Below are 25,962 nucleotides of genomic sequence, written 5' to 3'. Positions count from 1 at the left end.
AATTCATCAGAGTTCGGATGTTACCGAGCTGAGGCTAATGTGGAGGCTTTCCAAATTATTTCAAGGGGCCAAACAAAAAAAAAGTTTCTTTACAGAACAATCTGTTATTTTGGAAGCTGCCGGTCATCGTTTTCCTGCCAGAACTCACCGTCAACCACCTCTCCATCTGCGTCTGAAGGATGCGACCCCCCGGAGCGATAGGTCTGTTGATTGCTATAGCTAACGACCTCCATCTTTGCAACCATCCCCAATACACAGCGTCGCCTTAAGGGCGGAAAAAGGCCCGCGAAGCCTATCACGTCTGTCACAAAACCCGGGGTTAAAAGCAAAGCACCACAGACCGCCAGTATCAGCCCTTCTGCCATCTCCATCGCCGGCAGCTCGCCCGCATCAAGTTTGCTTCGCGCCCTGAACAGGGTCGCAAAACCCTGTTGGCGAAGTAATGACAACCCAACTACCGCCGTCAATAACACCAGCCCGATGGTGGGTAGCGCACCGATTTCACGGCCCACGGTAATCAAAAGCCACATCTCGACAATGGGCATGGCAATGAACAGTAATAGCAGATGTCTCAAACTGAACTCCTGTAGGTATTTTTTGAATATGGGGCCATCTGCGTTCAATTCAATACAAAACTGGACGGAAGTTCCAAAACCTCACTATGATGAATGTCCTAAACAGGACAAATCAGCAAATGAAAAGCGAAGTTGAAGTTCTGATTTACAGTATTCTCAGCGCCATCCCCAAAGGTCAGGTTGCCAGTTACGGGCAAGTGGCCAACTTTGCCAGACTGCCGAAAGGTGCCCGCCTTATTGGGCGCATTCTCAGCCGTTTACCCCCGGAAACCACGCTACCTTGGCATCGCGTACTAAAGGCTAATGGTCAGATCGCCTTTGCCCCAGACAGCAGCGCCTACCACCGTCAAAAACAGTTACTGGAGTTGGAAGGCATCAAAGTCTCTCAGGGCAAGGTGGACTTGAGACTGTTTGGCTGGCGGGACTGAGCAAGAGAATGTCGCCACAACAGCCAGGATAACAGGATTGCCGGTGTTCCCATGACAGCAGCGTAAGAGAAGAAAACCTCATAGTTACTGGCATCAACGATAACCCCCGAGAAACCACTTAAAAACTTGCCTGGCAACGTCATCAGAGAACTAAACAACGCATATTGCGTAGCGGTATAGGCCCTGTTGGTCATGCTCGACAGGTAGGCCACAAACGCCGCATTGGCAAATCCGCCGCTCAGATTATCGCCACTGATCGCCACTGCCAGCCACACCAGGTCGGAACCTACCATGGCCAACTGCACAAACAGCAGGTTTGTCAGCGCCACCATAATGGCACCAGCCAGCAAGGGGCGAAAGATGCCGTAGCGCACCACGAACAATCCCCCGAGGAAAGAACCCGCCAGAGTCATGAAGAACCCAAAGACTTTACCAATATCGGCAATTTCCTTCTTGGTAAAGCCCAAATCCAGATAAAAAGGGTTGGCCATAATCCCCATGGTGATATCACTGAGGCGATAGAGACCGATGAAGGCCAGGATCAACAGCGCCCATGATCCATTGCGGCGAAAAAACTCCACAAACGGAGCGACCACCGCGCCCACAAACCACGCCTCAAACCGCCTCCAGCGACCGGGCTGATCGGCATGCAACTGATGCTTCAGCGACAGCTCCATGGCCTCGGTAGTGTCTGGCACATGGCGCTCCGGTTCCGACACCAGCAGTACTGTAACCACACCCACCAGCATCAGCAGTGCCATCACCAGATAGGAAATATCCCAACTCGACCAATCGGCAATATAGAGCGCACCCGCCCCGGCAACCAGCATAGCCAACCGGTAGCCAAAGATATAACTGGCAGACATGGCGCCCTGGTACTCATCCACCGCAGACTCTATGCGAAAAGCATCGATAGCGATGTCCTGGGTGGAGGAAGAGAACGCCACCAGTAACGCACTGAGCGCTATGCTCACCAGAGACACCTGAGGATCAGACAACACCATGGCGACCAGTCCGGCCATGACGCCAAATTGACCAACCAACATCCAACTACGGCGCTGGCCCAGACTACGGGTTAACAGGGGCAACTTCAGCCGGTCCACCACCGGTGCCCAGACCACCTTGATGGAATAGGTAATACCGATCCAGCCAAAAAACCCTATGGTGCTGCGACTTATATCGACATCCCGCAACCATGCTGTGAGAGTTGAAAACACCAACAACAGAGGCAATCCGGCGGCAAAACCCAGGAAAAGCATGGTGATCACCTGCGGCCGGGTATAGACACGAACGGCCTCGCTCCAGCTGACCACCCCCTGCTCTACACCTTGTTTTGACGCCATATAGCCTGCTCCTGACAGGCGCATACCCTAACAGATAATTGCACAGATGCTATACACTCTCCGCCCATGAGTGCCATTCTTGAAATTCGCAACCTCAGCAAAAATTTCCGTCATCTCAAGGCCGTGGATGACGTATCTTTTGCTATCCCCCGCGGAGCCTGTTTTGGGCTGCTGGGCCCCAATGGCGCAGGGAAAACCACGACGATCGAAATGATTGAGGGTATCACCACGCCATCTTCCGGTGAGATTTTTTATCAGGGACAGATTCGTGACCGACGCTTTCTGGAACAAACCGGTATCCAGTTCCAGTCCACCGCATTAATGGATTACCTGACGACACGTGAGGTAATCAGGCTGTTCAGCAACTTTTACCCCCGCGCCCTGCCACTAGAGGAGTTGGTAGAGTTGTGCCAGCTGGAGGAATTTCTTGATACCTACGCCACTCGTTTGTCCGGCGGTCAACGCCAGCGCCTGCTACTGGCGGTGGCGTTAATCAATGATCCCGAAATTCTGTTTCTGGATGAACCAACCACGGGCCTCGACCCCCAATCCCGCAGACACTTCTGGTCCCTGATCAGTAACATTAAGGCACGTGGTAAAACCGTACTGCTCACCACCCACTACATGGAAGAAGCCGAACTGTTATGCGACCACATGGTGATCATGGATAAAGGGAAAATTATTGCTGAAGGCACACCGCAAGGGCTGTTGCGACAACATTTTGATTTCACCTACATCTGTATTGATTACGAGGATTTTAGCTGCGACCCCAACAACCTGCCTTTTGCCATTGAACGCCGGGAGGACTGTATAGCCATCGCCACTAATTCTGTAGAGCAGACTCTTGCCAAGCTGGTGACCATGGACATCAACCTGCAATCCCTACGTGTCCGGAACCCGTCTCTGGATGACTTGTTCCTGAAACTTACCGGGCACTCCCTGAGGAATTAAGACAATGCGCCGTATTCTGGCTCTGTGGGCAGCCCGCAACCGCGAGTATTATCGAGACAAGGGTTCTTTATTCTGGTCCTTTGTTGCCACACCAATGATTGTCATTGTGCTGGCCATTGCTTTTTCCACCAGCAACGACCACCTCTTCAGGGCGGGCCTGTTGCTGGACACGCCCAATATCAACCGGGATACCCTGCCATTTGCTAAGGAACCGGCCATTGACTGGGTGGAATATCAGGATCTCGACACAGCCTTGCGACGCATCCAGTTTCACCAGCTGGATATTCTTATCACCACGTCCTCACCCCAACGCTACTGGATCAACCCGGAATCAGCCAAGGGGCGCATTCTGGAAGCACTGCTTCGCAACGACGGACAGGCAGATAGCAGCATCTGGCAAGGTCAGGAGGTATTCGGCGAAAAGATCCGCTATATCGACTGGGTGATACCCGGAGTGCTGGCCATGAACATGATGTTCAGCGGGCTGTGGGGTATCGGTTATGTCATTGTTCGCTATAGAAAAAATGGGGTTCTGAAACGGCTTCAGGCAACTCCTCTGAAGGCCTGGGAGTTTCTTTTCTCACAGGCGCTATCCCGTCTGGGCATCATGCTCGCTGTCACCATCATCGTATTTACCATTTGCAATTTATTTATCGGTTTCAGAATGGTTGGCAGCTACCTGCTGCTGTTGCTGATTGCCGTTGTGGGCAACCTCTCCATCATCAGCATCTCCCTACTGATGGCCTCGCGCACAGCCAGTGAAGAACTGGCCAACGGTCTGCTGAACCTCATCAGCTTCCCGATGCTGTTGTTATCGGAGTTGTGGTTTTCGCTGGATGATGCTCCCGAGTGGCTACAGGACCTCTCCCAACTATTGCCTCTGACCCACCTGGTGAAAGCCGCGCGGGGAGTGATGCTGGAGGGAGATGGGATTCTGCAGGCCTCCCCCCAGTTATTGATACTTGTCCTGATGACAGTCACCTGCCTGACACTGGCGGGATGGCTATTCCGTTGGCGGGATTAAGCCCATAACCCTGCGTATTTACTCTACCCGCTATAGCAGTACCACTAGTACAGCTACCATAAACACCGCAAAAATCAGGGTGCGAGTAAACAGTGCTTCAATACCTGCTTTGCCAACAAAACTGTCCTTCTGATCACCTCCCGTTAAAGAAGCCGCTAGTGTGAAGTTACCCAATACCTCCACACTGCTTGCCGAGGAAACAATCGACTCGCTCAACCTCGCCAAACATGCGGGGAAGTTCCCTACCACAGCCAATGAAATACCCACCAACCTCACCGGCAACCATTCCAGCAACCACAACCATCGGTTTTGAAAATCTGTCTCGGAACTATCCTGTAATCGTTGCTGGTAATAGATCACAGACAACCTGTACAACAACGCCCCCGGCGCGCCAGCGAGAATAAACCAGAACATCACTGCGAAATAACGTTCGAAATAGCGGTAAGCAATGGTCCTGACCGCCTCCGCATGTGACTGGGAAGCATTTTCCACCTCGCCCTGCTGCTGACCAACTTTCAACTCAGCGATATCGTTATAGGCTGCCTGTTCATCGCCACGATCCAGGTCCTCCTGGTAGTTTTCCACATCCTTTTCCAGGTCTCCCCGACCCAGTGAGTAGAGAAAAACCAGCAAGCTAATCAGAAAAACGGGAAGGCCCAACCAACGATCCGTCAGAAACAAAAGTAACGCAGCCAGTATCAGTACGGGCAGGGCAATAGCGACGCACGCCGTCAACCACTCCATGGAGCCGCACCCCTTGCGCAGCTTTACCAGCAACCCAAGAAACCATTGATCACTCTGCAATGCGCCCAGAGAACCCATCTGCCGGATCAGAAGCAGGCCAATCACGATAACAATAAACTCCATATCAGGTCTCCAGAGAGCTCAGGTAGTACGGCCAATCAAAAGCTGGCCCGGGATCAGTTTTGCGGTCCGGGGCAATATCGCTGTGACCAACAATACGCCCTATGTTGATAGAGGGGTAACGTTCCATCAAAGCCAGCGTCACTGCTGATAATGCCCGGTATTGGTCCTCGGTGTAAGGGATATCGTCAGCACCTTCCAACTCAATACCAATGGCGAAATCATTGCAGTTTTCCGCCCCCTCGTAACAGGAGTTTCCGGCGTGCCAGGCACGATCATCGAAAGAAACGAACTGCACCAATTCACCATCGCGCTGGATTAATAGATGCGCAGACACCTTCAAGTCTGAGATCGTTTCAAAATAGGGATGCTCGACGGGGTTAAGACAATTGGCAAAGAAATCACAGATGTATTTACCGCCAAACTCCCCGGGAGGCAGGCTGATATTGTGAATAACCAGTAACGACACAGGCGCCCCTTCCGGGCGTTGATTATAGTTGGGGGAGGGTTTGCAAATTGCGTTTTGCAGCCAACCCTGCTGATTGATCAAAAGGCGTGTAATAACCGGTCTCCCATACCCCTCATTTATCTGATCATAGTAAAAAAGGGCTACAGGCTTGTCTACGCGCACCGTCAGCTCATGTAGTGCTGCTAATTTTATCTACAGGAGCAGAAAAGGATAGATTAGTGCAGAGAGTGGTGCTGGCACATATCGCTAACCACCCCCTCCAGGGCTCTATCAAACAATTGGGATTTGTCCAATGCCCGCAGTTTCTCGTCCTTGAGTTCCCGCGCCACCCGTTTACGGTTTTTCTGCCCAACCTTGGCACCCTGGCGGTTCACGAAAACGAATTTGCCTTCCGGCATAATAATACCAGCCACCTTACAGCGCCGACGTGACGGTGATTCTTCAGCAAATTCAACCCAGACACCGCGGGTCAGGCTGTCCGCCCGCCGCAAATACTGTTCTTCAATGTCCTCATCATCTTCATCATCCGATATATCGGGGTTGCCGGGAATATCGGTTCTCAACACCTGAATGTATACATCATCTAACGGATTGGCGGAAATGCCTCGGGTGAGCTCATCGTGCTGCGGCCCCTTCTCAGGTATTTCTTCACCAAAAAAGTATTGCTCCATTGCCCCCATCAGTCGACCGAGGTCATAGGCATCGTAGGAAATGGACTCCAGGCTGCTGCGAATAGCCTCTAGCACCGGCTTCACCGCAGCCTCATGGCGATCCCCTAGACGAACCAGCTCCAGCAAACTGTCCAGCAACTGCTCACTGTGCTGCCACTCGGTGGAATCGACGCCACAACGAAGGTGATTCAAGAACATTACCTTGCACCAGGCATCTTCGGCAAAGCTCACAACAAAGCGGGGGAATGTCTGCCCCTGGATTTTCCTGATCAATACTTTAAGAACCGCTTGGTGAGCCTGGTTTACTTTTTCCGCAGCGGCCACTTCTTCCATGAGTCGTTGCTCCAGAACAGCCACCCTGCGCCGCTCCTTATCAACCAAATCGATAAAATTCAGCAATAGCTGGGTCAACGCCACATTATCCTGACGGGATTCATTACACAGCTCATCCACCACGCTGGCAATGGCCTTAGCCACGGGGTCATCGGCAGTGGATTGGTCATCAACATAACCGATGGATGCTTCGGCAATTTCATTCAGCAAACGCCGGGCCGGATGCTTTTCGCGATCAAAAAATGTGTTATCCCTAAGCGCAATCTGCAATACAGGCAACTCAAGCTTGCGTAGCTCTTCGGCAATTTCACTGGAGGCGATGGCCTGGGTATTCACTCGAGCAAACAGCTGATCGAGCAGGTCAATCATCCCTCGCTCAGTACCACCCAAGTTGCGTCCCTGTTGTGCCAGATGCTTTTCAACCATATCAAGCAAGCGGGTTGAACTCTCCGGGTCCTGTGGCGTCTGCGCCCAGTCCTGCTGTAGATTGCTCACCAGCGAATTTAGCTGCTCCAAGTCAACACGTTCATGCCGAGAAGTTCCACCCTCCTCGGCTGCCTCGCTAGCCATGGGACTCCGTGATTCCCACTGCAATCTATTTTTCAGCTGAGAAATAAACTGCCCATAACCCCTGCCACTGCTTTGGCCCGCCGATGGCTTAGCAGCAGGCCGCTGGCGAGGCTCGTGGGAACCATGGTCGAATTGCCGGGGCTCAGGCACATTCTCCTGTTGAGACGCAGCAGGTTTTGGCTCCGGTTTGGGTGGGGGCTGCGGCTTGGCTTTTTTGAGTTTTTCGAGGTCGGGAACAACCCCCATGTCTTTGAGACGGCGGTTACTGTCAACCAAAAAATCCTGCAAAGCGGCCAGCACCAACCGATCGAACAGTTTAAAGAACACCAGCTTGATGGAGATTTTCAAATCCAGGTGAGCAACAGACTCGTTAAAGGCCTCACAGATTACATCGGGACCGACAGGATTGTTCTTCATGGTAACTTTCGCAGGCACCAGCGAGTCGATCCGGGTATTCAGGGCTTCCAGTTCAGACTTACACTGCTCCACCAACTTCGACACCATGGTATCAAGGGCAATAATCTCCTCAAGTTGCTCGTTCTCGATGACCTCCAGCCCTTTATCCTTGGGTTCCACAAAGCCGGTTGACCTAGGGTTACCTAGTAGCTGAAACCCTTGGGTCAGGCAACGAAAGAAATGATGCTCGATATTTTTCCGTTCCATACGTATCTGGCGCATGGCGTCGAAATACATGGTTTGCTGACGATTGTTATAGGCACGATCAGCGAGATCAAAAAAGGTATCATCCACTTGATCGAACATACTGGCCAGACAGGCGCTGAGATAAGTGCGGGCACGCCCCTGCAACGCCAGCACTGGCTGAGGCAGTTTGTAGAACGATTCTGACGGGACTTTTGTGTCTATCACCTTGAGACTCTACACTGGCACCTTGAAAATCTACTCCTGGCCTGACCTGATAGATAAGCTTTTATGATTGCAGCCAAGCCAATGTTTCCATAGTTTCTATCAATCGGACGTATCCTATTGATTCTATTATATCTGGATTAGTGTAGATAAAAAGCGCTGCGTACGTTATCGCAAACGGATAAACCGGTTTTTTTAATGAGTTTCTAACCGGCACACATTCATGCTGGGCTTAAAGCACATAATACCCAAAAAGCCAACGACTGATATAATCACCCCTCGCGATTTGGAAGCTAAAAATGATCGACGACCTGCTCCGTCAAGATATGATTGAAGCCGTCAACCGGGCTCTGCATGAAGACATCCGCGATGGCGACATAACAGCACAATTGATTCCTGCTGAAAACAAGGCAACAGCCACCATCATTACCCGGGAACCGGCTGTTATTTGCGGCACAGCCTGGGTCGACGAAGTTTTTCGGCAACTGGATACTGCCATCACACTGAAGTGGCTGGTTCAGGATGGCGATGATGTTCAGCCCGGGCAAACCCTGGTTGAGCTATCAGGCCCAGCCCGCAGCCTTCTAACTGGTGAGCGCACTGCTCTGAACTTCCTGCAAACCCTGTCAGGTACGGCCACCCTGTCAAGGCAATATGCCAAGCTTGTCGAAGGCACGGATATCAAAATCCTCGACACCCGAAAGACCATTCCCGGTTTACGACTGGCCCAGAAATACGCAGTCAACGTCGGTGGCTGCCACAACCATCGCATTGGTCTTTACGATGCCTTCCTGATCAAGGAAAACCACATCGCCGCCTGCGGGGGAATCGGAGCAGCCGTCAAAAAAGCCCATGAGACGGTTCCGGGCAAACCGGTAGAAGTGGAAGTTGAAAACCTTGATGAGCTACACCAAGCTTTGGAGGCTGGTGCCGATATTATCATGCTAGACAACTTCGATCCCGAGCAGATTCGTGAAGCAATCACCGTTAATCAGGGACGTGCAAAACTGGAAGTTTCTGGCAACTTAGAGGCTAACAACCTCACCAGCAAAGCGATACCCGGCATTGACTATTTATCCTCAGGCAGCCTGACAAAACACTGCCGAGGGGTAGACCTGTCAATGCGGGTCTACATTAACATCTGATTTTTTCTACGTCTGTTAGCATTGTCTCAACAACAGGCCGCGCAACGCCGTACTTTAAAACTTATGGAATGACTTCCACCTTACATTTTTTTCAGATAGCTTCAGTGCCATTGATGGAGTTGAAGCTATGAGAAAAATGGCATAAAAAACTAACCCACAATCACACCCACTCACCCATCAGGATGTCATAAGACTCATCATCTGGGACCTGCATAGGTGGGTGCTTGCAGAAAAACGCCGAGGGAATTTCAACAATGCCACCCATTCCCCGATCAAGGGCAACCTTCGCGCAACGAATAGTATCGATTGCAACCCCGGCAGAATTAGGTGAATCTTCTACGGACAAACGAAGCTCAAGATTCATAGCCACATCCCCGAACAACTTACCTTCCATACGTATAAAACATACTTTGTTATCATTTTGCCAAGGAACGTAGTCACTGGGTCCAACGTGTATGTTAACGTCCTCCAGACGCTGCGGAATGGCACTTTGAACAGCTTCCGTTTTGGACTTTTTCTTTGAGGACAGTCGCTCACGATTCAGCATGTTCAGGAAGTCTGTATTGCCCCCGGTATTTAGCTGGTATGTACGCTCCAACTTCACACCACGCTTCTTGAACAAATTACCTAGGGTGCGGTGCACAATGGTAGCCCCAAGTTGAGCCTTGATATCATCACCAATAATAGGGAGGTTCCTGGCCTTGAACTTCGCGGCCCACTCTGGGTTGCTGGCTATAAATACGGGGATGTTATTAACAAAAGCGCAACCTGCTTCCAGCGCACATTCCGCATAAAACTCAGTGGCTTTTTGAGAGCCTACAGGCAAATAATTCATCAAGACATCCACCCCGGCCATTTTAAGTTTTTCTACCACATCTGCCTGGGTTGGCTCTTGCTCAGAAGACAGTAGAAATGTTCGATCATCTCCAAAGTTAGCCATATGCTCAGAGTATCCATCAAGGATTTTTCCCATTGAGACCTCCACACTTCCCGATGGCAAATCTCCACAGAAGACAGCTGTGCAATTAGGCAAAGCAAAAATAGCTTGGTTTATACCTTTCCCGACTTTTCGTTTATCAATATCAAATGCCGCTACCACTTCGATATCACCTGGACGGTAACCACCCACCTCATAATTCAGTAGACCAATACAATCCTCTACTTCTTTGGCGCGATAGTAGTGGATACCCTGAACCAAAGAGCTCGCACAGTTACCAACTCCAACCACTGCTATCCTGATAGTCTTTCTTTCCAAGTAGGTTCCTTAAATACATTTCAACACATCTTTAACGTTCACTATTAACAAGCGCCAGTCGTTCATAAACTTTTCAGCCAAACTCCTGAGTTGAGAACACTAAGTGATGATGAAGGAGGTAGTTAATCGATAAAGCTACCATCACGGTCACAACCAGTCGCAGTATGTTCAACTAACGCCAGAACCCCTGTCGCATTAACTACGGCTGGTATCAAACAATCTGACAGATAAGTGAGCACTTGCCAGTATATATTTTCTCCCGCCGCACAAAAGCACCAATATCGATTAATAGAAAAATTAGCCACGCCGCCCATAATAGGTCCACAAAATACAGTAAAGCCTAAGGAAAGACCGAGAACCTGATAGCAAATCCCCATAACACCAACGCCAGTGGCAGTAGCGATTGCGGCAGTCGCCTGAGATAGGCTCAATATCAGTTCTTGGCTTTAACAGAAAGGAACTAGGAGAAAACTATTCAGGGCAAACCTCAAAACAGTAACAGCTTCACTGTAAATAGGTCTTGCCAGGCTTTACACTAGCGGACAGCCATGTACTTCCCTTTAGCAAGGTAGCAATGTTTAAAACCACCTTGAAATCTGTCATTTTTTTTCCTGTCACACTGTTCAAGCTGAGCTTTTGGCTTCCGAACAAATTCATGCACGCTGACCGCTATCACTTGGTCAAAAAAAGCTTTGGCACAATTACCTACCTTCTTCTTGGTATCCCACTCACAATCGCACTCTTGTTTGAGTTGCTTATTATTGCCAACGCACAGGTAGTAGGAGAGCCACCAAACTATCAATTTTCGGTATCAACTGAAGATCTACAACTGGGCCAGAATGTTGAATTGCCCGGCTACAATAAGGGTGTGACGTTCACCTCTCCAGGAAAGGAAAATCGGGAAGCTTATTACCACTACCTTTTAGAAAATTATAGCCCGACAATCATACATAAAATGGGGCACCACCCACTTTGGGACATTCCTACAGACCTGTTCTTTGACGGGGATAGGGACCCCAGAAACAATGTTAGAAATGCCGCCAAAATCCCACAGTTACCGCCGGTCATTCACGGGGAAGTAATTGCCGAGACAGAGGATTCCTACTACTTAGCGTACATGCTGTACCACATCAAGGATTATGACCAGCCCCTACGTGAGTTTCTGACCCACTGGACCTATCACGACAGCGATAACGAAGGCTTCCAGATCAGGATAGACAAAGCAACCATGGAGGTTGCTCATGTGGAGGCCTGGTATCACAACCGATTTTTTCTCTGCAACTCAACTGGAAAAACTTCGGGCTCCGAGCCCATTCAATCTCTCTCTCTTTTTGAGGGGGGCTCACATATTGTTATTTATGCCCAAAGCCTGGGTCATGGGGTTCGCTGTGCAACAAGGGCTGACCTTGCGTCTATTTCCAAAAATACAAAAATCATGCGCTACCACCCCAACCCTGAAGAAATCGTTCCGCCAACCGCCAACCGCAAAACCCAATACAATACCAACTACTCCCTAGCCAGCCTCAAGCCCTGGTATGAGAACGCCACAAACCTGACAAAATCAGGCTCTGAATCAACAAGTCTGTTTGAAGACAAAATACACGTTGGCACTGACAAGGATGGTAAAGAACTCTACGTAGGTAGATTCATTGCCGGTGAAGACTATGACCGCAACGCCTGGTCACGACCAAAACCGCCCTGGTCCTGGGATGACAAATGGGACGATATCCCAATTTTTCTTTGGCATTACTATCCGAGCTTTGCTTTTGGCCGGCATGCCGAAGGCAGTCTTTCTCATAAGTACATCTACAACGGTCCCATGGAACATACCTTCGGCATTACCAATCTCGATGAGATATTGCCTTACCTGGAACTGGAGATGTCCACCAGCAGAAGCAACAAATGGGGCAATTTGGCTTGGCGAAGCAACCTGGTTGGTCAAAAGGACTTATGGGCCCATCTGAACTTCTGGGCAAAACAATACGTAAATTATATTTTTAATGGGCTGGGGTAGTTTTTAAATGAAACTACCAATGTCAAAAACCAGTATCACCTTATACCTTACCCTAATGTCCCTCTTTATGGTCGGGATAAGGTGGATCTACAAAGACCTGCCTTTAGAGATGGATTCAGCAACATATTCAATAATTGCTGAAGGAATATTAAACGGGGGACGGCTTTACTCTGATTACTGGGACATAAAGCCCCCACCAATTTTTATGCTGTATGCACTTGCCCAACTTGTTGCTGGAACAGGGGGCGCACACATATTATTCTTATCAATTACTGCTTCTCTAGCAACCTTGCTAGGCATTTTCACGGCTGCCCGTCAGGGCCCTGGGGGTGATAAAACCGGGCTGTATGCTGCGCTACTTTGGACTATAGTGAGTGCCGACAGAATAATGCAGGGGAACTACCCAAACACCGAGATATTTATCAATGCACTCTTAGTCTGGGCTACAGCCCTTACACTGACCCTTCTAACACAAGCACAGACACCCAAGAAACTCTTTCTTATCGGCGTCCTTTTTGCATTAGCCTCCCTTTTCAAGCATGTGTGTGCAATCCCTGCCGCTTTTATCTCGCTCGCCTACTTATATCTCAAGTGGAAGGAGGGGTTGACCAAACAAGGATTACAGTTTGTTTTTTTTATAGGTGCTACAGGTGTGCTCGCCTGGGCACTCATGTTTAGTTATTTTTACTATAACCAAAGGCTACCCGAAGCTTGGGACGCACTAGTAACATTCAACCGCGGTTACGCTGGAAATATGACAGCGAATATTCTCTCACTACTTAACCCCCTCACCGCATTCCCTCCCAACATTTTTCGCTTCAATCTAATTCTGGTTCTTACCTCCTGCCTAGGCATCTCCTGGATATATAAAGAAAAAATTTCTAGAAGAACCTGGATATTTCTAGCATACCTTACAGGCTCTGGAATTGCGGTTGCCTTGCCAGGCAAGTTTCACGCCCACTACTATCTTCTATGGATCCCGGCTCTTTGCATTGGTAGTACATGGGCAATCGAAAGAGTTATCTCCAGTAAGCGGGCACTACAATTTCATTTAGTATATCTACTTATGTGCTGCATATTACTTTCGTATCAGGCTACGCAGATTCATATGCCCATGTACAAAGTACCGGAAATAGGCCCGCGCTTAGCCTATAACTACCTGCTATCGCCTCTTATCAGCCAGCAGTTAGATTCTGGAGAAAGCTTTCTCCAGTGGGGGCACAATGTTGAGCTCTATTACTATACCGGCCACCAGCCCCCAATAGGAGAACTCAGAGCTGGCCACATTCTTGACGGAAGCAGGGGCAAGCAAAGGGTAGAGAAGGTGTTGCTCGAGCTAAAAAAAAATCCCCCGCCGTTAGTCATTCTAGCCAGAGGCTGGAAATTTAGAGAGGCACATCCTGTAGAATCCTGGATAGATAATAACTACCACGAACTTTTAATAGATTACCCAAAATCCGTACCGAACATTGGCATAAAATTTTACAAACTCAACAAATGAAAGATTTTAAAATATCCATCGTCACCCCGTTCTTCAATGAAGCAGGTTCAATCTGTTCGTTTTTTGAATCCATTTTTAGGATATTAGATAACCAGAAATTCTCATATGAAATTATATGTATAGACGATGGCTCTTCGGATCAAACTCTTGAAAATCTAAAAAAATTCGCAATTGGTAATAAAAATATAAAGATAATTTCCCTTTCTCGAAATTTTGGCAAGGAGTACGCGCTAACTGCGGGCATTGATGCCGCACAAGGTGATGCCGTTATTCCGATTGATGCCGACTTACAAGACCCCCCGGAACTTATACCCTTAATGGTTGATGAATGGTTAAAGGGGTTCCCTGTCGTTTTAGCCAAAAGGGCATCAAGGATTACCGACACAAAGTTTAAAAGGGGTACAGCTCATTTCTTTTACAAGATAATAAATGTACTAAGCGATGTTTCGATCCCTGAGAATACTGGTGACTTTAGGTTAATGGATAGGCAAGTTGTTGACATACTGAAACAATTACCAGAGAGAACACGGTTCATGAAAGGACTTTTTGCCTGGGTTGGATTTGAACAAGCAACAGTTTATTACGATCGTCAGGATCGACGCGACGGGCAAACTAAGTGGAATGTCTGGAAGCTATGGAATTTTGCCTTGGATGGTATTTTCTCATTCAGCACTTCGCCAATAAGAATTTGGACCTATCTCGGCCTTACTATCGCTCTTTCTGCAGGCCTGTATGGCTCATTCATTATCCTCAAGACCCTTGTTTACGGCATTTCAGCCCCTGGCTACGCATCCCTCGCATGTTTGATTCTTTTCTTTAGCGGTATCAACTTGGTTGGTATCGGGCTACTTGGCGAATACATTGGAAGGATATTTATGGAAACAAAGTGTCGGCCTTTGTACATCATTAAGGAAAAGATAGGCTTTCAGGATGAAACATAAACCCACTTCCTTGACATGAAATAATTGAAAAAACAAATTGCAGCAATTGCTACCATCTGAACTAACAAAAAGTTGAACTTCAAACCTAATCCCAGCGATACAACCGAAGCATTTAAAACCCCTCCGATTGACACCATGACCAGGTATTTCCCAACCGCCAAGTTATGACCAACACTGGCCACAAAAGTCCATTTGTAATTCACCAGATAATTAAATGTAATTGCTAATAAGTAGGAGATAGAGACCGAAAAAAAACCTACACCACCGAAAAAAAGGATGTTATCCACAGAGATAAAAAATAGATAATCGCCGTACCAGAGCCAACGACCAAGTATTTCAAAAAACTAGTCTGTATGAATTTCATTTTTTTTTAATATATAGCATTGCGTCCACAAAATATGACTTAGTGGAGTATGCTTAACCTTGTCTTCGAGATACTTCTGAACTTTAACTGCGAATTTACCAAAAAATTCCGATAATATCGGAATATATAATCCACACTTATAGGCCTCGACCACCAAGAGCCCTTGGTTAGCAAAATGTTTTCTCATCTCCCGCTCGGTGAGCAGGTTTATATGCCCCGTTTCTAAAATTGGCTCTCGATAAATTTTACGAACCAGGTCAATCACAATTGGCATGAAAGCAATCTTGCAGGCGAGCTCAATGAAGCTATATTTTTGAGGAGTACTTAAAATTAATATTCCGCCAACCTTTAACTTACGCACAATATTATTAAGAACCAGCGAAGCATTTGGAATGTGCTCAATAACCTCACTAAACAAAATTAAATCAAAAAAGTTTTCTGGAAGCTTTGAAGCAGTTATATCGTCTTCAAGAACAACCACCTTTTCGCTCTTTTTCGAGAACGAGAAGGCAACTGTTAAATGTTGATTTTCAATGTCGGTAACATACAGCTGGGATGCGTTCTTTTCCAGCTTGGGCAAATATATACAGCTTCCCGGGCCGATCTCACAGGCCAACATCCCTCTAAAGGAAACTCTTTCAATCGCATTATCAACCCAGCACTTTCTGCTCTGGTGAAGCCATCGCCGTGTTAAGTTTCTAGAATTGTATATTGTTTCTTGCAGCTCAGCCTCAGTAGCATTCATTAGATTTAAGCCCTGCCAGCATTATCTAATGTAAACATACGCCAGCCTCGTCAAACCCCGGCTCTCCCTTATAGTGACTGCACAAAGCCGCCAACATCTCCTCTGTCGCAGCATCACCTTGATATTGGGCAAAAGGCCACCATTTTTTCTCTTGTATATTTGTGACGACCATGTGTTCCCCCATGCCAGGAATCATTGATAGCTGCCAGTTGCCTCGAATAACGGCCCGGTGCTTGGAACGAATAATTGGGTTGTACCAAACATCACGCACAACCAACTTTCCATCATCGTTCACCGTGTATGCCTTAATGCCCTCCCTCAGCAACTTCTCCTCAGTCATGTCATCTGCAGTGACCGACAGGGTTTTAAACCCACTTTCCAGAAACAGGTTGCGGGTATCCCGCTCTTTTTTGTCACTACTCAACAATGACACGCCCTCAATTTTTTTATCCTTTAAAGGGCTATCTAACAGATCAAAGACCGTTGGCACGATATCCATCAGGGAGGCATTACCATCCACCAGCCCTGGTTTAAAAACGTCATTCCCGTAACTGCGCCCAGCCAGCAAAACTCGATACTGGCCCAGGTTAAGAATATTAGTGGCATGTCCCCGGGTATTAGTGTCGACCTCAAACGGAAAATCATCCCTGGCGGGAGTCAGAAGATCTTTTTCAAAGGCAAACCCATCGCCGTGATCAGACAACAAAATTACCTGTGCATTATCCAACACACCTGACGCCTGTAGCTGCTCCATAAACTGCCCGAACTGCCGGTCTACCTGCTTTAGCATCATCCGGTACTGATAGGCAAATTTATCCGCAGGTTCTTTAGGAATTTCAAATTTTTCCAGCTCCTCAAGATCCCGGGAGAACCAGGGAAAATGGGGCAACAGAAAATGCGCCGAGAGGAACAGCGGCTTGCCGGGCTCCGCTATGATTTCGTCCAGTAGCGCTCGATTGTAGCGCTCAGGGTCATAGTTGCCGGCGCGACCTCGATTGAGGAACATCTCCGGAAACAGATATTTACCCACAATGGTGTTGGAGAGCAGATTGATCATCGGGTGGTCATACTGCCCCAACACAAAACCCATCGCTCCCGGCTTTGGACCAACCACCGCATCGAAGCCAAAAGAAGCATCAATGTTATTAAAGCGGCGCTCATCGAAACCGTAAACGGTCCGATAGCCCCGGTCCTTCATCCACCAAGCAAGGGTCTGGCTACTATCAAGGTAAGAGTGGTTTATCAGATTAAACCGCCCTTTATGGTTCACTGGCTCTTTGCCGGTCAGAATACTCATCCAAGCGGGAAAGGTTCTTGCGTAAGGGGTATACGCATTGCGATAAACCGTGCTCTGCTTAAGAAACTCATCAATATTGGGAGTCAACTGCCCGTCACTACCGAAGTAACCGGTTTCATCGGGGCGCAGAGAATCCACACCGATTACCAGGATATTGGGCCGACTGTTGTTTGCCCACGGCGATATCTTTGCCTGTGTCTCGGACACCCCATTCACCCAGAACAGCCCCGCCACGGCACCAAAAATCATGGTTGCCGCCAGACTCTTCGCCCATTTGCTATTACAGAGCCTATACAGACTGACCGCAAAGGACAGGGCAATCATGGCACTCAGCGCATACAGGGTGATATCCGCCATCAACAGCGGGTTGTGTTTGATAAACCCGCTAGGCATGTTGGGGTAAGCCCGCGCGCTTAGAATCATGATCCAGGCACAAACCACTGCAAATGAGAAGTAAATAGTTATGATACGCTGCCGCTCGCGCATGGTGGGATTGGCAAGCCAACCCACCGTACCCAGCCAAAGCAACAAGACCAGAAGTAGATGGACAAAGATAGCGGCCCCGAGGAACCACAAAAGATCCCGTACAAAACCGGGACTGGAAAACATTGCCGATTTAAAGGCTTTCATCCCCACCGTGTCCGGAGCCACCATCAATATCTGATAAAAATTGGTCGCGCCAACAAACAAGAACAAACCGAGGACTAACCAGAGGTACCGAATGAAAACGGTTCTAGAGCTAACTTTCATGACTGACTGTATCTTGTTATCTAAAGGCATATACGGCATTGCTGAGTAGAAAATGGCTTATTGAAGCATAAAAAAGCCCCACAAAGTGGGGCTTTCTCACAAACGCACACATCTTAAAAAATACGCTTAAGACTTACATGAGCCGGGAAGGTATTTGTTATCGATACCAGAACCGGGGGCACATTTAAACTTAAACACTTGTTTGCCAAGGTTCGAAGTCGTCATCGGAGCAGAGTCAGTGTAGTAAGGTGTCAAGAGGATGGTTCCGCTATCCACTTCGTCATCAATACCCTGCACAACCGCGGTAATAACGCCGTTACCATTAGTCTGGATGCTTGCAACATACTTGGTGACACCACCGTTGCCGCCGGAGTCCTCACAACCCCAGGCGTTGGAGCCCGGACCAGAACCGGCATCAGAGGTTTGATAGACTTCACTCACCGCCGTACGGCACTGGCTGGTAGCCATGATGACTTCAGACAGCTTAGACTTGATGACATAAGTCTGGTAAGCCGGCAACGCTACCGCAGCCAGAATACCGATGATCGCAACCACAATCATCAATTCGATCAGGGTAAAACCCTTTTGGATATTTTGTACTTGCTTCTTCATTGTGTTTCTCCCTTATCAGAAATATTTAAACACGTGAGTGAATTTGCAATGTATGTGCCAAGTAAAAAAATCCCAGTTAATACATCAGAGCCACCCAGATACTGCTGACACTTTTTGTCAGACAAGCGCAAATTTCGCATTAAATGATCACGCCATGGGCACAACTCAGCCAAGCTCTGGCTCGAACTGGCTGGCTGTATTACTATCAACACCTTGCGGGCAGCTATTAATGGATCATCTGAGCCTATGAAAAACAGCGACCAACTCAAGGGCCTCCCAAAACGGCTGGTAAGCGATGGCTTGATGGAGGAAACCGCAGCGTTCGAGGCGCTTGCAGAATGTGAAAACGACAAAATCAATTTCGTACATTATCTTACCCACCACAACATATTACCTGCCCATTTAATTGCTTCCGTTGCAGCCAACGAGTTTGGCACCCCCCTTTACGACCTCGACGCCCACAATATGTCGGTCTGCCCCAAAGAGGTAGTCGAGAAAAAATTGATCCGCAAACATCAGGTTTTGCCTCTCTATAAGCGCGGAAACAGGCTGTTTGTTGCACAGAGCGATCCGACCAATCATATGGCGATTAGTGAAGTTCGCTTTCAGACCGGCCTTTCCATCGAGGCCTTGCTAGTTGAGCATGACAAACTTGAAACCGCCCTCGCCGAATTTCTGGATTTGCAGGATGACGATATCGGTGATGCTCTCGGCACTATGGATGACGTTCACCTTGACGACCTGGATGTCGAAGCGCTGGATGATGACGCCACCGAAACCGGGACTATGAACTTTTCGGATGCCGATGATGCCCCGATTGTTCGCTTCATCAACAAACTGATGCTCGATGGCATCAAGCAAGGCTGCTCAGACATTCACTTTGAGCCTTACGAGAAGACCTACCGCATCCGCTTCAGAACTGACGGCATTTTAAGAGAAGTCACCAAGCCACCGGCAAACCTGGCACCCAGGCTGGCTGCCCGATTAAAAGTGATGTCATCTCTGGATATATCTGAACGAAGGGTACCTCAGGATGGCCGCATCAAGCTGCGCATCTCAAAGAACCGGGCTATCGACTTCCGAGTCAACACCCTACCTACCCAGTTCGGCGAGAAAATCGTGTTGCGGATTCTCGATCCTACCAGCGCTCAGGTGGGTATTGAAAATCTGGGTTTTGAGGAAGACCAGAAAGAAGCCTACATGGAAACACTGCACCAACCTCAAGGCATGATTCTGGTGACAGGACCAACCGGTAGCGGTAAAACCGTTTCCCTTTACACCGGGCTTAACATCCTCAATACCTCCGAGCGCAACATTTCCACCGCGGAAGATCCCGTGGAAATCAATATGCCCGGCGTAAACCAGGTGCAGATAAACTACAAGGTCAAGCTGACTTTTCCCGAAGCACTACGCGCATTCCTGCGGCAGGACCCGGACATTATCATGGTGGGTGAGATTCGGGACCTGGATACTGCCGAAATTGCCATCAAAGCTGCACAAACCGGCCACTTGGTCTTGTCCACACTCCACACCAACAGTGCCCCGGAAACTCTCACCCGCTTGCTAAATATGGGTGTTCCAGCCTTTAACGTGGCAACCTCAGTGAATCTGATTATTGCTCAGCGGCTAGCTCGAAGGCTTTGTACTCACTGCCGTAGACCGGCAGAAGACATTCCAGAGAATATTCTTATTGAGGAAGGGTTTGGCGATATAGGCCGTCCCATGGAGGAAGTCACCTTATTCCACCCAGAGGGCTGCTCAAAATGTACCCATGGCTACAAAGGCCGAGTTGGCCTCTATGAAGTATTGAAAGTGACGCCCAAGATCTCAAGAATCATTATGGAAGGCGGCAACTCCATTGATATTGCGGATGCTGCGCGCGAAGAAGGTTTCAGAACTTTGCGCCAGTCGGCACTCCGCAGAGCCGCCGAAGGTATAATAAGTTTGGAAGAGGCAAATAGGGTAACCAAGGACTAATCCATGGCAACTGCGCAATCGCACACCTTTATCTATAAAGGCAAGGACAAGAAAGGCAAACCGATCCAGGGAGAGATCAAGGGGCAAAACCCCAACCTGATCAAGGCACAGCTGCGCAAGCAGGGCATTATCCCGTCCTCCGTCAAGAAAAAAACACCCAGACCTTTCAGTGGTGCTTCCAAGGCCATTATTCCTGCTGACATTGCCATTTTTACTCGCCAGATGGCTACCATGATGAAAGCCGGGGTACCCCTGGTGCAGAGTTTCGATATTGTTGCGGAAGGCGCGGAAAAAGATGCTCTAAAGAACATGATTCATAATATTCGCGATGATGTCTCCTCCGGTTTGAGCTTCGGCGCCTCGTTGCGTAAACACCCGAAATTTTTCGATGACTTGTTCTGCAGCCTGGTAGAAGCCGGGGAGCAGGCCGGTGCTCTCGAGACCATGCTCGACCGTATTGCCACCTACAAGGAAAAAACCGAAACCCTGAAGGCCAAGATCAAGAAGGCCATGACCTATCCCACGGCGGTTGTCTGTGTGGCCATTATTGTTACGGGTATTCTGCTGGTAAAAGTGGTGCCGGTTTTTGCGGAAACCTTCAGTAACTTTGGCGCCGACCTACCCGCCTTTACCCTGTTTGTAATGGGTATTTCAGATGCTGCACAGGAATGGTGGTTTATCTGGCTAGTATCTGTAATCGCTGCCTTTTTTGCTTTTAAGGAAGCCAAACGCAGATCGAAAAAATTTGACGCCTTTATCGACAAGTATTCGCTCAAAATACCTGTAGTAGGCAATATTCTCTATCAGGCCATTAACGCACGTTTTGCCCGCACCCTATCTACCACCTTTGCTGCCGGTGTTCCCCTTGTGGATGCACTGACGTCTGTCGCCGGGGCCTCGGGCAACGCCGTATATCGGGAGGCTATTCTTAAAGTGCGCGACGATGTTACCACCGGCTTGCAGCTCAACCACGCCATGCGCTCAACGGGTAGATTTCCGGTCATGATGTTACAGATGACCGCTATTGGCGAGGAGTCAGGTGCGCTTGATGAAATGTTGGAAAAAGCTGCTATCCACTACGAAGAGGCCGTCGATAACGCGGTGGATAACCTGACTACACTCCTAGAGCCCATGATTATGGCGGTGCTTGGGGTACTGGTAGGCGGCCTACTGATCGCTATGTACCTGCCAATCTTCAAGCTCGGCGCCGTTATTTAATGCCTTAAGGCCCAGAACTATGCCTGACTATCTGGGCCTGTCCCTCAGCATCATATTGCCCATCGCAATCATCTTTGGTTTGCTGGTGGGCAGTTTTCTGAATGTAGTGATCTATCGTCTGCCCCTACAGCTTTCCAGTGCCTGGAAACGGGATGCCATGGACTTTCTGGGCATGGATGCGCCGGAACCTCATCATATCAATATTGTCTTTCCCGCCTCTCACTGCGCTTCCTGCGGGGAAAAGGTCAAACCCTGGCAGAATATCCCCCTGCTCAGCTACCTGATTCTCAAAGGAAAGTGTGCGTACTGCGCATCACCCATTTCGATACAGTACCCCCTGATAGAGTTCATATGCGCATTGATGACTGCCTTTGTGGTCTACCATTTTGGACTCACATTTGAGGGCCTGTTGGTACTGCTATTCAGCTGGTCACTGCTGGCTCTTACCGGTATCGACTTTAACGAACAGTTACTGCCGGACAACATTACCCTGCCACTTCTCTGGCTGGGTCTGCTGGTAAACCTCAACAATACTTTTGCCAGTCTCGATAGCGCTGTGCTGGGGGCTGTTTTCGGATACCTGAGCCTGTGGTGGGTTTTCTGGTTGTTCAAACTGCTCACCGGCAAAGAGGGCATGGGCCATGGCGACTTCAAATTACTGGCGGCACTAGGCGCCTGGCTCGGCTGGCAACAGTTGCTTCTGATTATTCTGCTTTCTTCCATGGTAGGCGCTGTGATTGGCATTCTCTTAATCATGTTTACAGGCCGCGACAAGCAGATACCGATTCCTTTTGGCCCCTACCTGGCCGCGGCTGGCTGGATAGCCATGATGTGGGGTGAAGAACTCACCAACAACTACCTTTCGCTGTTCAACTACTAACCTATCCCAACCCCTGGCATGTCTGATAAAAAATTCCACGTTTTTACCGTAGGCCTGACCGGAGGTATTGGCAGCGGCAAAAGCGCCGTTGCCAATCAATTCAGAGCGTTAGGTATTGACGTGATCGATGCTGACCAGGCGGCTCGACAGGCGGTAGAAGTTGGCAGCGACACACTGAAAGCCATTGCGGATCATTTTGGTGAAGAAGCCTTGCTGAAAGACGGCTCCCTCAATCGCGCTTATTTACGCAAGCTGGTTTTTGATCACCCCCAACATCGTCAGTGGCTGGAGTCTCTGCTTCATCCCATTATCAGAGACCTCATCGATCAGGCTCTTCAGCGCGTCAACGGCCCCTACGCCATACTTGAGTCACCCCTGTTACTGGAAACAGACCAACACCTGCGCGTCGATAGAGTACTGGTGGTCGATGTTCCCGAGGCAGTGCAAATCCAGCGCGCCAGAGTGCGTGATGGCAGCAGTGAATCGCAGATTTTGGCTATCATGAAAAGCCAGCTGACCCGCGAGCAGAGGCTGTCGAGGGCGGACGATATTCTGGATAACAGTGGCCCACCTGGCGACCTGACTGATGCTGTTGCACAATTGCACAAGCAATACTTGAAACTGGCTGGGGAGCAACGATGACAAAAATGGTCAATTGTCCGGAATGCGGGAAACCCGTTGAATGGAAAGAGGAGTCCCTGTTTCGCCCTTTTTGCAGCAAACGTTGTCAGCAACTGGACTTTGGCGGCTGGGCTAACGAGAACTTCAGCATTCCCGGCGAAGAGGTTTACCTTGATGCCGAACAAGATGACAGTGGTCATCACTAGTCACGCAGGGTATTAGCGAGATATTTTAGCCACTACCGCCTCAATAATTGGCTGATTGGCTTCCGGAAACGCGTAATTTGCTAGCTGCTTTTTGCTGACCCAACACAACGGCTGCCCCTCGTTACCACTGGGAACCCCCGTAAATCTGTTCACACACCAAACATCCAGCAATACACACTTATCCGGGTAGTCGTGTCTAATTTCGATCAGGGGTTCAGCAGCCTCAACCCGGATAGCCAGTTCTTCCCAGACTTCTCTTTTCAGGGCATCAAACACGGCTTCTCCAGGTTCAACCTTACCGCCGGGAAACTCCCACAAACCACCCTGGTGAACATGGTCAGGACGCCGGGCTATCAGTATCTGGCCATCACCATCATCAATCACTGCCACGGCCACATGAACCGCGTCCATCAGGTACGGTATTCAGCATTGATGGTGACGTACTGGTGAGAAAAATCCATGGTCCAGACCGTTTCCTCGGCAGTGCCTCTGTGCAGGTCAATGGTAATCGCAATTTCTTCCTTGGCCATGACCGCCGCGCCCTGTTCTTCGGTATAACTATCGGCACGGCCACCATTTTTGGCAATCAGCACTTCATCGAGAAACACCTCAATGGCATCCACGTTGAGTTTTTCTATTCCAGCACGCCCAATGGCTGCCAGAATGCGCCCCCAGTTAGGGTCTGAGGCAAACAGCGCTGTTTTAACCAGTGGAGATTCAGCCATGGTGTACGCCACCGCCAGACATTCTTCTGTATCTACACCGCCAACTACGTTGACAGTGACAAACTTGGTGGCACCTTCACCGTCCTGAACAATTTGCTGTGCCAGGGAGATAAACAGGTTGTTGAGCGCCAGTTCAAAATGTTGCTGTTCTTCCAAAGACAGGTTTTGCCAGGCGATAGATGAAGCGCCTGTAGCAATCAGCATAGCGCAGTCATTGGTGGAGGTATCTCCATCGACGGTAATGCGATTAAAAGAACAATCCGCAGCATTGCCTACCAGGCTCTGCAACTGGTCGCGGTCAACTTTCATGTCCGTCGCAACGTAAGCGAGCATAGTGGCCATGTTGGGCTTGATCATCCCGGCACCCTTGGCGATGCCAGTAATGGTAACCACCCCGCCACCCAGTGGCAGCTTGACGCTTTCCCCTTTCGGGCGCGTATCAGTGGTCATAATCCCTTTCGCCGCCTGACCCCAACTGTCTTCAGACAGTGCTGCATGGGCCTCAGGCAAGGCCGCAAGAATTTTATCGACAGGCAGTGGCTCGCCAATCACCCCAGTAGAAAACGGTAAGACCGACTCAACAGGTACCCCACCGATGGTAGCCATCTGCTCGCACACTTGTAACGCATGAGCTCTACCCGACTCTCCCGTACCGGCATTGGCATTGCCCGTGTTGGTAACGAGATATCGACTGGGCATATCGACAATGTGAGACTTGGTTAGTTGTACCGGGGCGGCGCAGAAAGCATTTTTGGTGAAAACACCTGCCACGGCGCCACCTTTTGCCACCTCCATCACCACCAGGTCCTGTCGCCCGGGCTTTTTAATCCCCGCACTGGTCGTCCCCAACCGGAAGCCGGGCACGGGATGCATGATTGGAAAAACATCTTTTCCCACTGCCATGACACTATCTCTCAGACGTAAAAACAACAGCGCCGCGCCTTATTAGGGCACGGCTTTTTTATAATTAATCAGAGTCCTCTACCGGAGATCGGCAGCGGAAAAGTCCAGGGCCGTATTTAACTCTGAATTGAATGAAGGAACAATCTTAGCCTAGACGTCCATGGCATTGTTTGTATTTTTTGCCACTGCCGCAGGGACAGGGGTCATTGCGCCCGACCTTGCGACCCTCCCGCACAAATGGTTGTGGATTATTGCCCTGTTGCGGCTGAGCTTCACCACCGAGTGCGGAGACTTCTTCATGCTGCATCTGCAATTGTTGCCGCTTCTGCTCCTCCAACTGGCGCGCCTCCATGGCAGCAACTTCTTCCGGACTGCGCACCTGAACACGACTCAGGAAACGAACGGTATCCAGCTTAATGGATTCCAACATCTGCTGGAAAAGCTCGAAAGATTCCCGCTTGTACTCCTGGCGGGGGTTTTTCTGGGCATAGGCACGCAGACCAATCCCCTGACGCAAATGATCCATGTTTGACAGGTGCTCCGTCCAGAGGGTATCCAGAACCTGCAGCATCACCTGTCGCTCAATGACGCGAATATCTGCACCCAGGGTTTCACACTTCTGCTGATACGCTTCGTTAGCCGCCTCGTGAATTCGCGTGCGCAACCCCTCCTCATGTAAACGATTATCTTCAGCAAGCCACGTCTGAATAGGCAAC

Annotated in this window: 26 protein-coding genes; 12 read left to right on the top strand and 14 right to left on the bottom strand. The window is 49.3% G+C overall.

Features of this window, described 5'->3' with window-relative positions:
• Positions 1–104: 104 nt before the first annotated feature.
• Positions 105–575: an FxsA family protein gene (locus tag ACYZYZ_RS07125; protein WP_461483772.1), complete on the bottom strand. Its 471-nt coding sequence runs from the start codon at positions 573–575 to the stop codon at positions 105–107.
• Positions 576–694: 119 nt separating this feature from the next.
• On the opposite strand from ACYZYZ_RS07125, the gene ACYZYZ_RS07120 reads away from it, so the two are divergent.
• The gene (locus ACYZYZ_RS07120) at positions 695–1,003 is read left to right on the top strand and encodes an MGMT family protein (protein WP_305169521.1); all 309 of its coding nucleotides are present in this window, start codon (positions 695–697) and stop codon (positions 1,001–1,003) included.
• On the opposite strand, the gene ACYZYZ_RS07115 is transcribed toward ACYZYZ_RS07120, so the two are convergent.
• The gene (locus ACYZYZ_RS07115) at positions 961–2,346 is read right to left on the bottom strand and encodes an AmpG family muropeptide MFS transporter (protein WP_461483771.1); all 1,386 of its coding nucleotides are present in this window, start codon (positions 2,344–2,346) and stop codon (positions 961–963) included. The two genes, ACYZYZ_RS07120 and ACYZYZ_RS07115, sit on opposite strands and share 43 nt — an antisense overlap.
• 66 nt (positions 2,347–2,412) lie before the next feature.
• Here ACYZYZ_RS07115 and ACYZYZ_RS07110 point away from each other — a divergent pair, with 66 nt between their 5' ends.
• Positions 2,413–3,297, top strand: coding sequence for an ABC transporter ATP-binding protein (locus tag ACYZYZ_RS07110; protein WP_461483770.1), 885 nt, complete (start codon positions 2,413–2,415; stop codon positions 3,295–3,297).
• A gap of 4 nt (positions 3,298–3,301) precedes the next feature.
• Positions 3,302–4,321 (top strand): ABC transporter permease, encoded by a 1,020-nt coding sequence (locus ACYZYZ_RS07105; RefSeq protein ID WP_461483769.1) that lies wholly within the window; start codon positions 3,302–3,304, stop codon positions 4,319–4,321.
• 30 nt (positions 4,322–4,351) lie between these two features.
• On the opposite strand, the gene ampE is transcribed toward ACYZYZ_RS07105, so the two are convergent.
• The 3 genes from ampE to ACYZYZ_RS07090 all read right to left on the bottom strand — a co-directional run bounded on the left by ampE (position 4,352) and on the right by ACYZYZ_RS07090 (position 8,095).
• Positions 4,352–5,188: a regulatory signaling modulator protein AmpE gene (gene ampE, locus ACYZYZ_RS07100; protein WP_461483768.1), complete on the bottom strand. Its 837-nt coding sequence runs from the start codon at positions 5,186–5,188 to the stop codon at positions 4,352–4,354.
• 1 nt (position 5,189) lies between these two features.
• Positions 5,190–5,735, bottom strand: a complete 546-nt coding sequence (gene ampD / locus ACYZYZ_RS07095) for a 1,6-anhydro-N-acetylmuramyl-L-alanine amidase AmpD (RefSeq protein ID WP_461483767.1) — start codon at positions 5,733–5,735, stop codon at positions 5,190–5,192.
• A gap of 134 nt (positions 5,736–5,869) precedes the next feature.
• Positions 5,870–8,095, bottom strand: coding sequence for a DUF1631 family protein (locus tag ACYZYZ_RS07090; RefSeq protein ID WP_461483766.1), 2,226 nt, complete (start codon positions 8,093–8,095; stop codon positions 5,870–5,872).
• Between the two features lie 296 nt (positions 8,096–8,391).
• Here ACYZYZ_RS07090 and nadC point away from each other — a divergent pair, with 296 nt between their 5' ends.
• Positions 8,392–9,237, top strand: coding sequence for a carboxylating nicotinate-nucleotide diphosphorylase (gene nadC / locus ACYZYZ_RS07085; RefSeq protein WP_461483765.1), 846 nt, complete (start codon positions 8,392–8,394; stop codon positions 9,235–9,237).
• 160 nt (positions 9,238–9,397) lie between these two features.
• On the opposite strand, the gene ACYZYZ_RS07080 is transcribed toward nadC, so the two are convergent.
• Complete coding sequence (locus ACYZYZ_RS07080; RefSeq protein ID WP_461483764.1) at positions 9,398–10,492, bottom strand: inositol-3-phosphate synthase; 1,095 nt, start codon at positions 10,490–10,492, stop codon at positions 9,398–9,400.
• Between the two features lie 122 nt (positions 10,493–10,614).
• Positions 10,615–10,923 (bottom strand): GtrA family protein, encoded by a 309-nt coding sequence (locus ACYZYZ_RS07075; protein WP_461483763.1) that lies wholly within the window; start codon positions 10,921–10,923, stop codon positions 10,615–10,617.
• A 143-nt stretch (positions 10,924–11,066) separates the two neighbouring features.
• Here ACYZYZ_RS07075 and ACYZYZ_RS07070 point away from each other — a divergent pair, with 143 nt between their 5' ends.
• The 3 genes from ACYZYZ_RS07070 to ACYZYZ_RS07060 are packed head-to-tail and all read left to right on the top strand — an operon-like array spanning position 11,067 to position 14,948.
• Complete coding sequence (locus tag ACYZYZ_RS07070; protein WP_461483762.1) at positions 11,067–12,506, top strand: hypothetical protein; 1,440 nt, start codon at positions 11,067–11,069, stop codon at positions 12,504–12,506.
• Positions 12,507–12,525: 19 nt separating this feature from the next.
• Entirely contained in the window at positions 12,526–14,007 is a 1,482-nt protein-coding gene (locus ACYZYZ_RS07065; protein ID WP_461483761.1) for a glycosyltransferase family 39 protein, read from the top strand.
• Positions 14,004–14,948 carry a glycosyltransferase family 2 protein gene (locus ACYZYZ_RS07060; RefSeq protein ID WP_461483760.1) on the top strand — a complete coding sequence of 315 codons (945 nt, stop codon included), beginning with the start codon at positions 14,004–14,006 and terminating at the stop codon, positions 14,946–14,948. The genes ACYZYZ_RS07065 and ACYZYZ_RS07060 overlap by 4 nt, the downstream gene beginning before the upstream one ends.
• On the opposite strand, the gene ACYZYZ_RS07055 is transcribed toward ACYZYZ_RS07060, so the two are convergent.
• The 4 genes from ACYZYZ_RS07055 to ACYZYZ_RS07040 all read right to left on the bottom strand — a co-directional run bounded on the left by ACYZYZ_RS07055 (position 14,933) and on the right by ACYZYZ_RS07040 (position 18,716).
• Positions 14,933–15,235 (bottom strand): GtrA family protein, encoded by a 303-nt coding sequence (locus ACYZYZ_RS07055; protein WP_461483759.1) that lies wholly within the window; start codon positions 15,233–15,235, stop codon positions 14,933–14,935. The genes ACYZYZ_RS07060 and ACYZYZ_RS07055 overlap by 16 nt on opposite strands.
• A gap of 57 nt (positions 15,236–15,292) precedes the next feature.
• On the bottom strand, positions 15,293–16,057 hold the full coding sequence (locus tag ACYZYZ_RS07050) for a class I SAM-dependent methyltransferase (protein WP_461483758.1): 765 nt from the start codon (positions 16,055–16,057) through the stop codon (positions 15,293–15,295).
• 25 nt (positions 16,058–16,082) lie between these two features.
• Positions 16,083–18,050, bottom strand: coding sequence for a sulfatase family protein (locus ACYZYZ_RS07045; protein WP_461483757.1), 1,968 nt, complete (start codon positions 18,048–18,050; stop codon positions 16,083–16,085).
• Between the two features lie 180 nt (positions 18,051–18,230).
• Positions 18,231–18,716 (bottom strand): pilin, encoded by a 486-nt coding sequence (locus ACYZYZ_RS07040; protein WP_461483756.1) that lies wholly within the window; start codon positions 18,714–18,716, stop codon positions 18,231–18,233.
• 246 nt (positions 18,717–18,962) lie between these two features.
• On the opposite strand from ACYZYZ_RS07040, the gene pilB reads away from it, so the two are divergent.
• From pilB to yacG, 5 genes are read left to right on the top strand one after another with little or no spacing between them, the layout of a single operon-like run.
• Entirely contained in the window at positions 18,963–20,693 is a 1,731-nt protein-coding gene (gene pilB, locus ACYZYZ_RS07035; RefSeq protein ID WP_461483755.1) for a type IV-A pilus assembly ATPase PilB, read from the top strand.
• A 3-nt stretch (positions 20,694–20,696) separates the two neighbouring features.
• Positions 20,697–21,911: a type II secretion system F family protein gene (locus ACYZYZ_RS07030; protein WP_461483754.1), complete on the top strand. Its 1,215-nt coding sequence runs from the start codon at positions 20,697–20,699 to the stop codon at positions 21,909–21,911.
• A gap of 19 nt (positions 21,912–21,930) precedes the next feature.
• A complete protein-coding gene (locus tag ACYZYZ_RS07025) occupies positions 21,931–22,791 on the top strand; it encodes a prepilin peptidase (RefSeq protein ID WP_461483753.1) in 861 nt (286 codons plus the stop codon).
• Positions 22,792–22,809: 18 nt separating this feature from the next.
• Positions 22,810–23,433: a dephospho-CoA kinase gene (gene coaE, locus ACYZYZ_RS07020; protein WP_461483752.1), complete on the top strand. Its 624-nt coding sequence runs from the start codon at positions 22,810–22,812 to the stop codon at positions 23,431–23,433.
• Complete coding sequence (gene yacG, locus ACYZYZ_RS07015) at positions 23,430–23,618, top strand: DNA gyrase inhibitor YacG (RefSeq protein WP_461483751.1); 189 nt, start codon at positions 23,430–23,432, stop codon at positions 23,616–23,618. The genes coaE and yacG overlap by 4 nt, the downstream gene beginning before the upstream one ends.
• A gap of 12 nt (positions 23,619–23,630) precedes the next feature.
• Here yacG and mutT read toward each other — a convergent pair whose 3' ends face one another.
• The 3 genes from mutT to ACYZYZ_RS07000 form a co-directional block, all read right to left on the bottom strand.
• The gene (gene mutT, locus ACYZYZ_RS07010; RefSeq protein WP_461483750.1) at positions 23,631–24,029 is read right to left on the bottom strand and encodes an 8-oxo-dGTP diphosphatase MutT; all 399 of its coding nucleotides are present in this window, start codon (positions 24,027–24,029) and stop codon (positions 23,631–23,633) included.
• Complete coding sequence (gene argJ, locus ACYZYZ_RS07005) at positions 24,029–25,246, bottom strand: bifunctional glutamate N-acetyltransferase/amino-acid acetyltransferase ArgJ (RefSeq protein ID WP_461483749.1); 1,218 nt, start codon at positions 25,244–25,246, stop codon at positions 24,029–24,031. Before argJ ends, mutT begins: the two co-directional genes overlap by 1 nt.
• 145 nt (positions 25,247–25,391) lie before the next feature.
• Positions 25,392–25,962: SEC-C metal-binding domain-containing protein (locus ACYZYZ_RS07000; protein ID WP_461483748.1), on the bottom strand; the 571-nt coding region annotated here is incomplete at its 5' end.

The sequence above is a fragment of the Porticoccus sp. genome (assembly GCA_023261185.1).
Taxonomy (GTDB): domain Bacteria; phylum Pseudomonadota; class Gammaproteobacteria; order Pseudomonadales; family Porticoccaceae; genus Porticoccus; species Porticoccus litoralis.
Note: the sequence above shows the minus strand (reverse complement) of the source record. Positions and strands in the feature narration are given on the sequence as shown.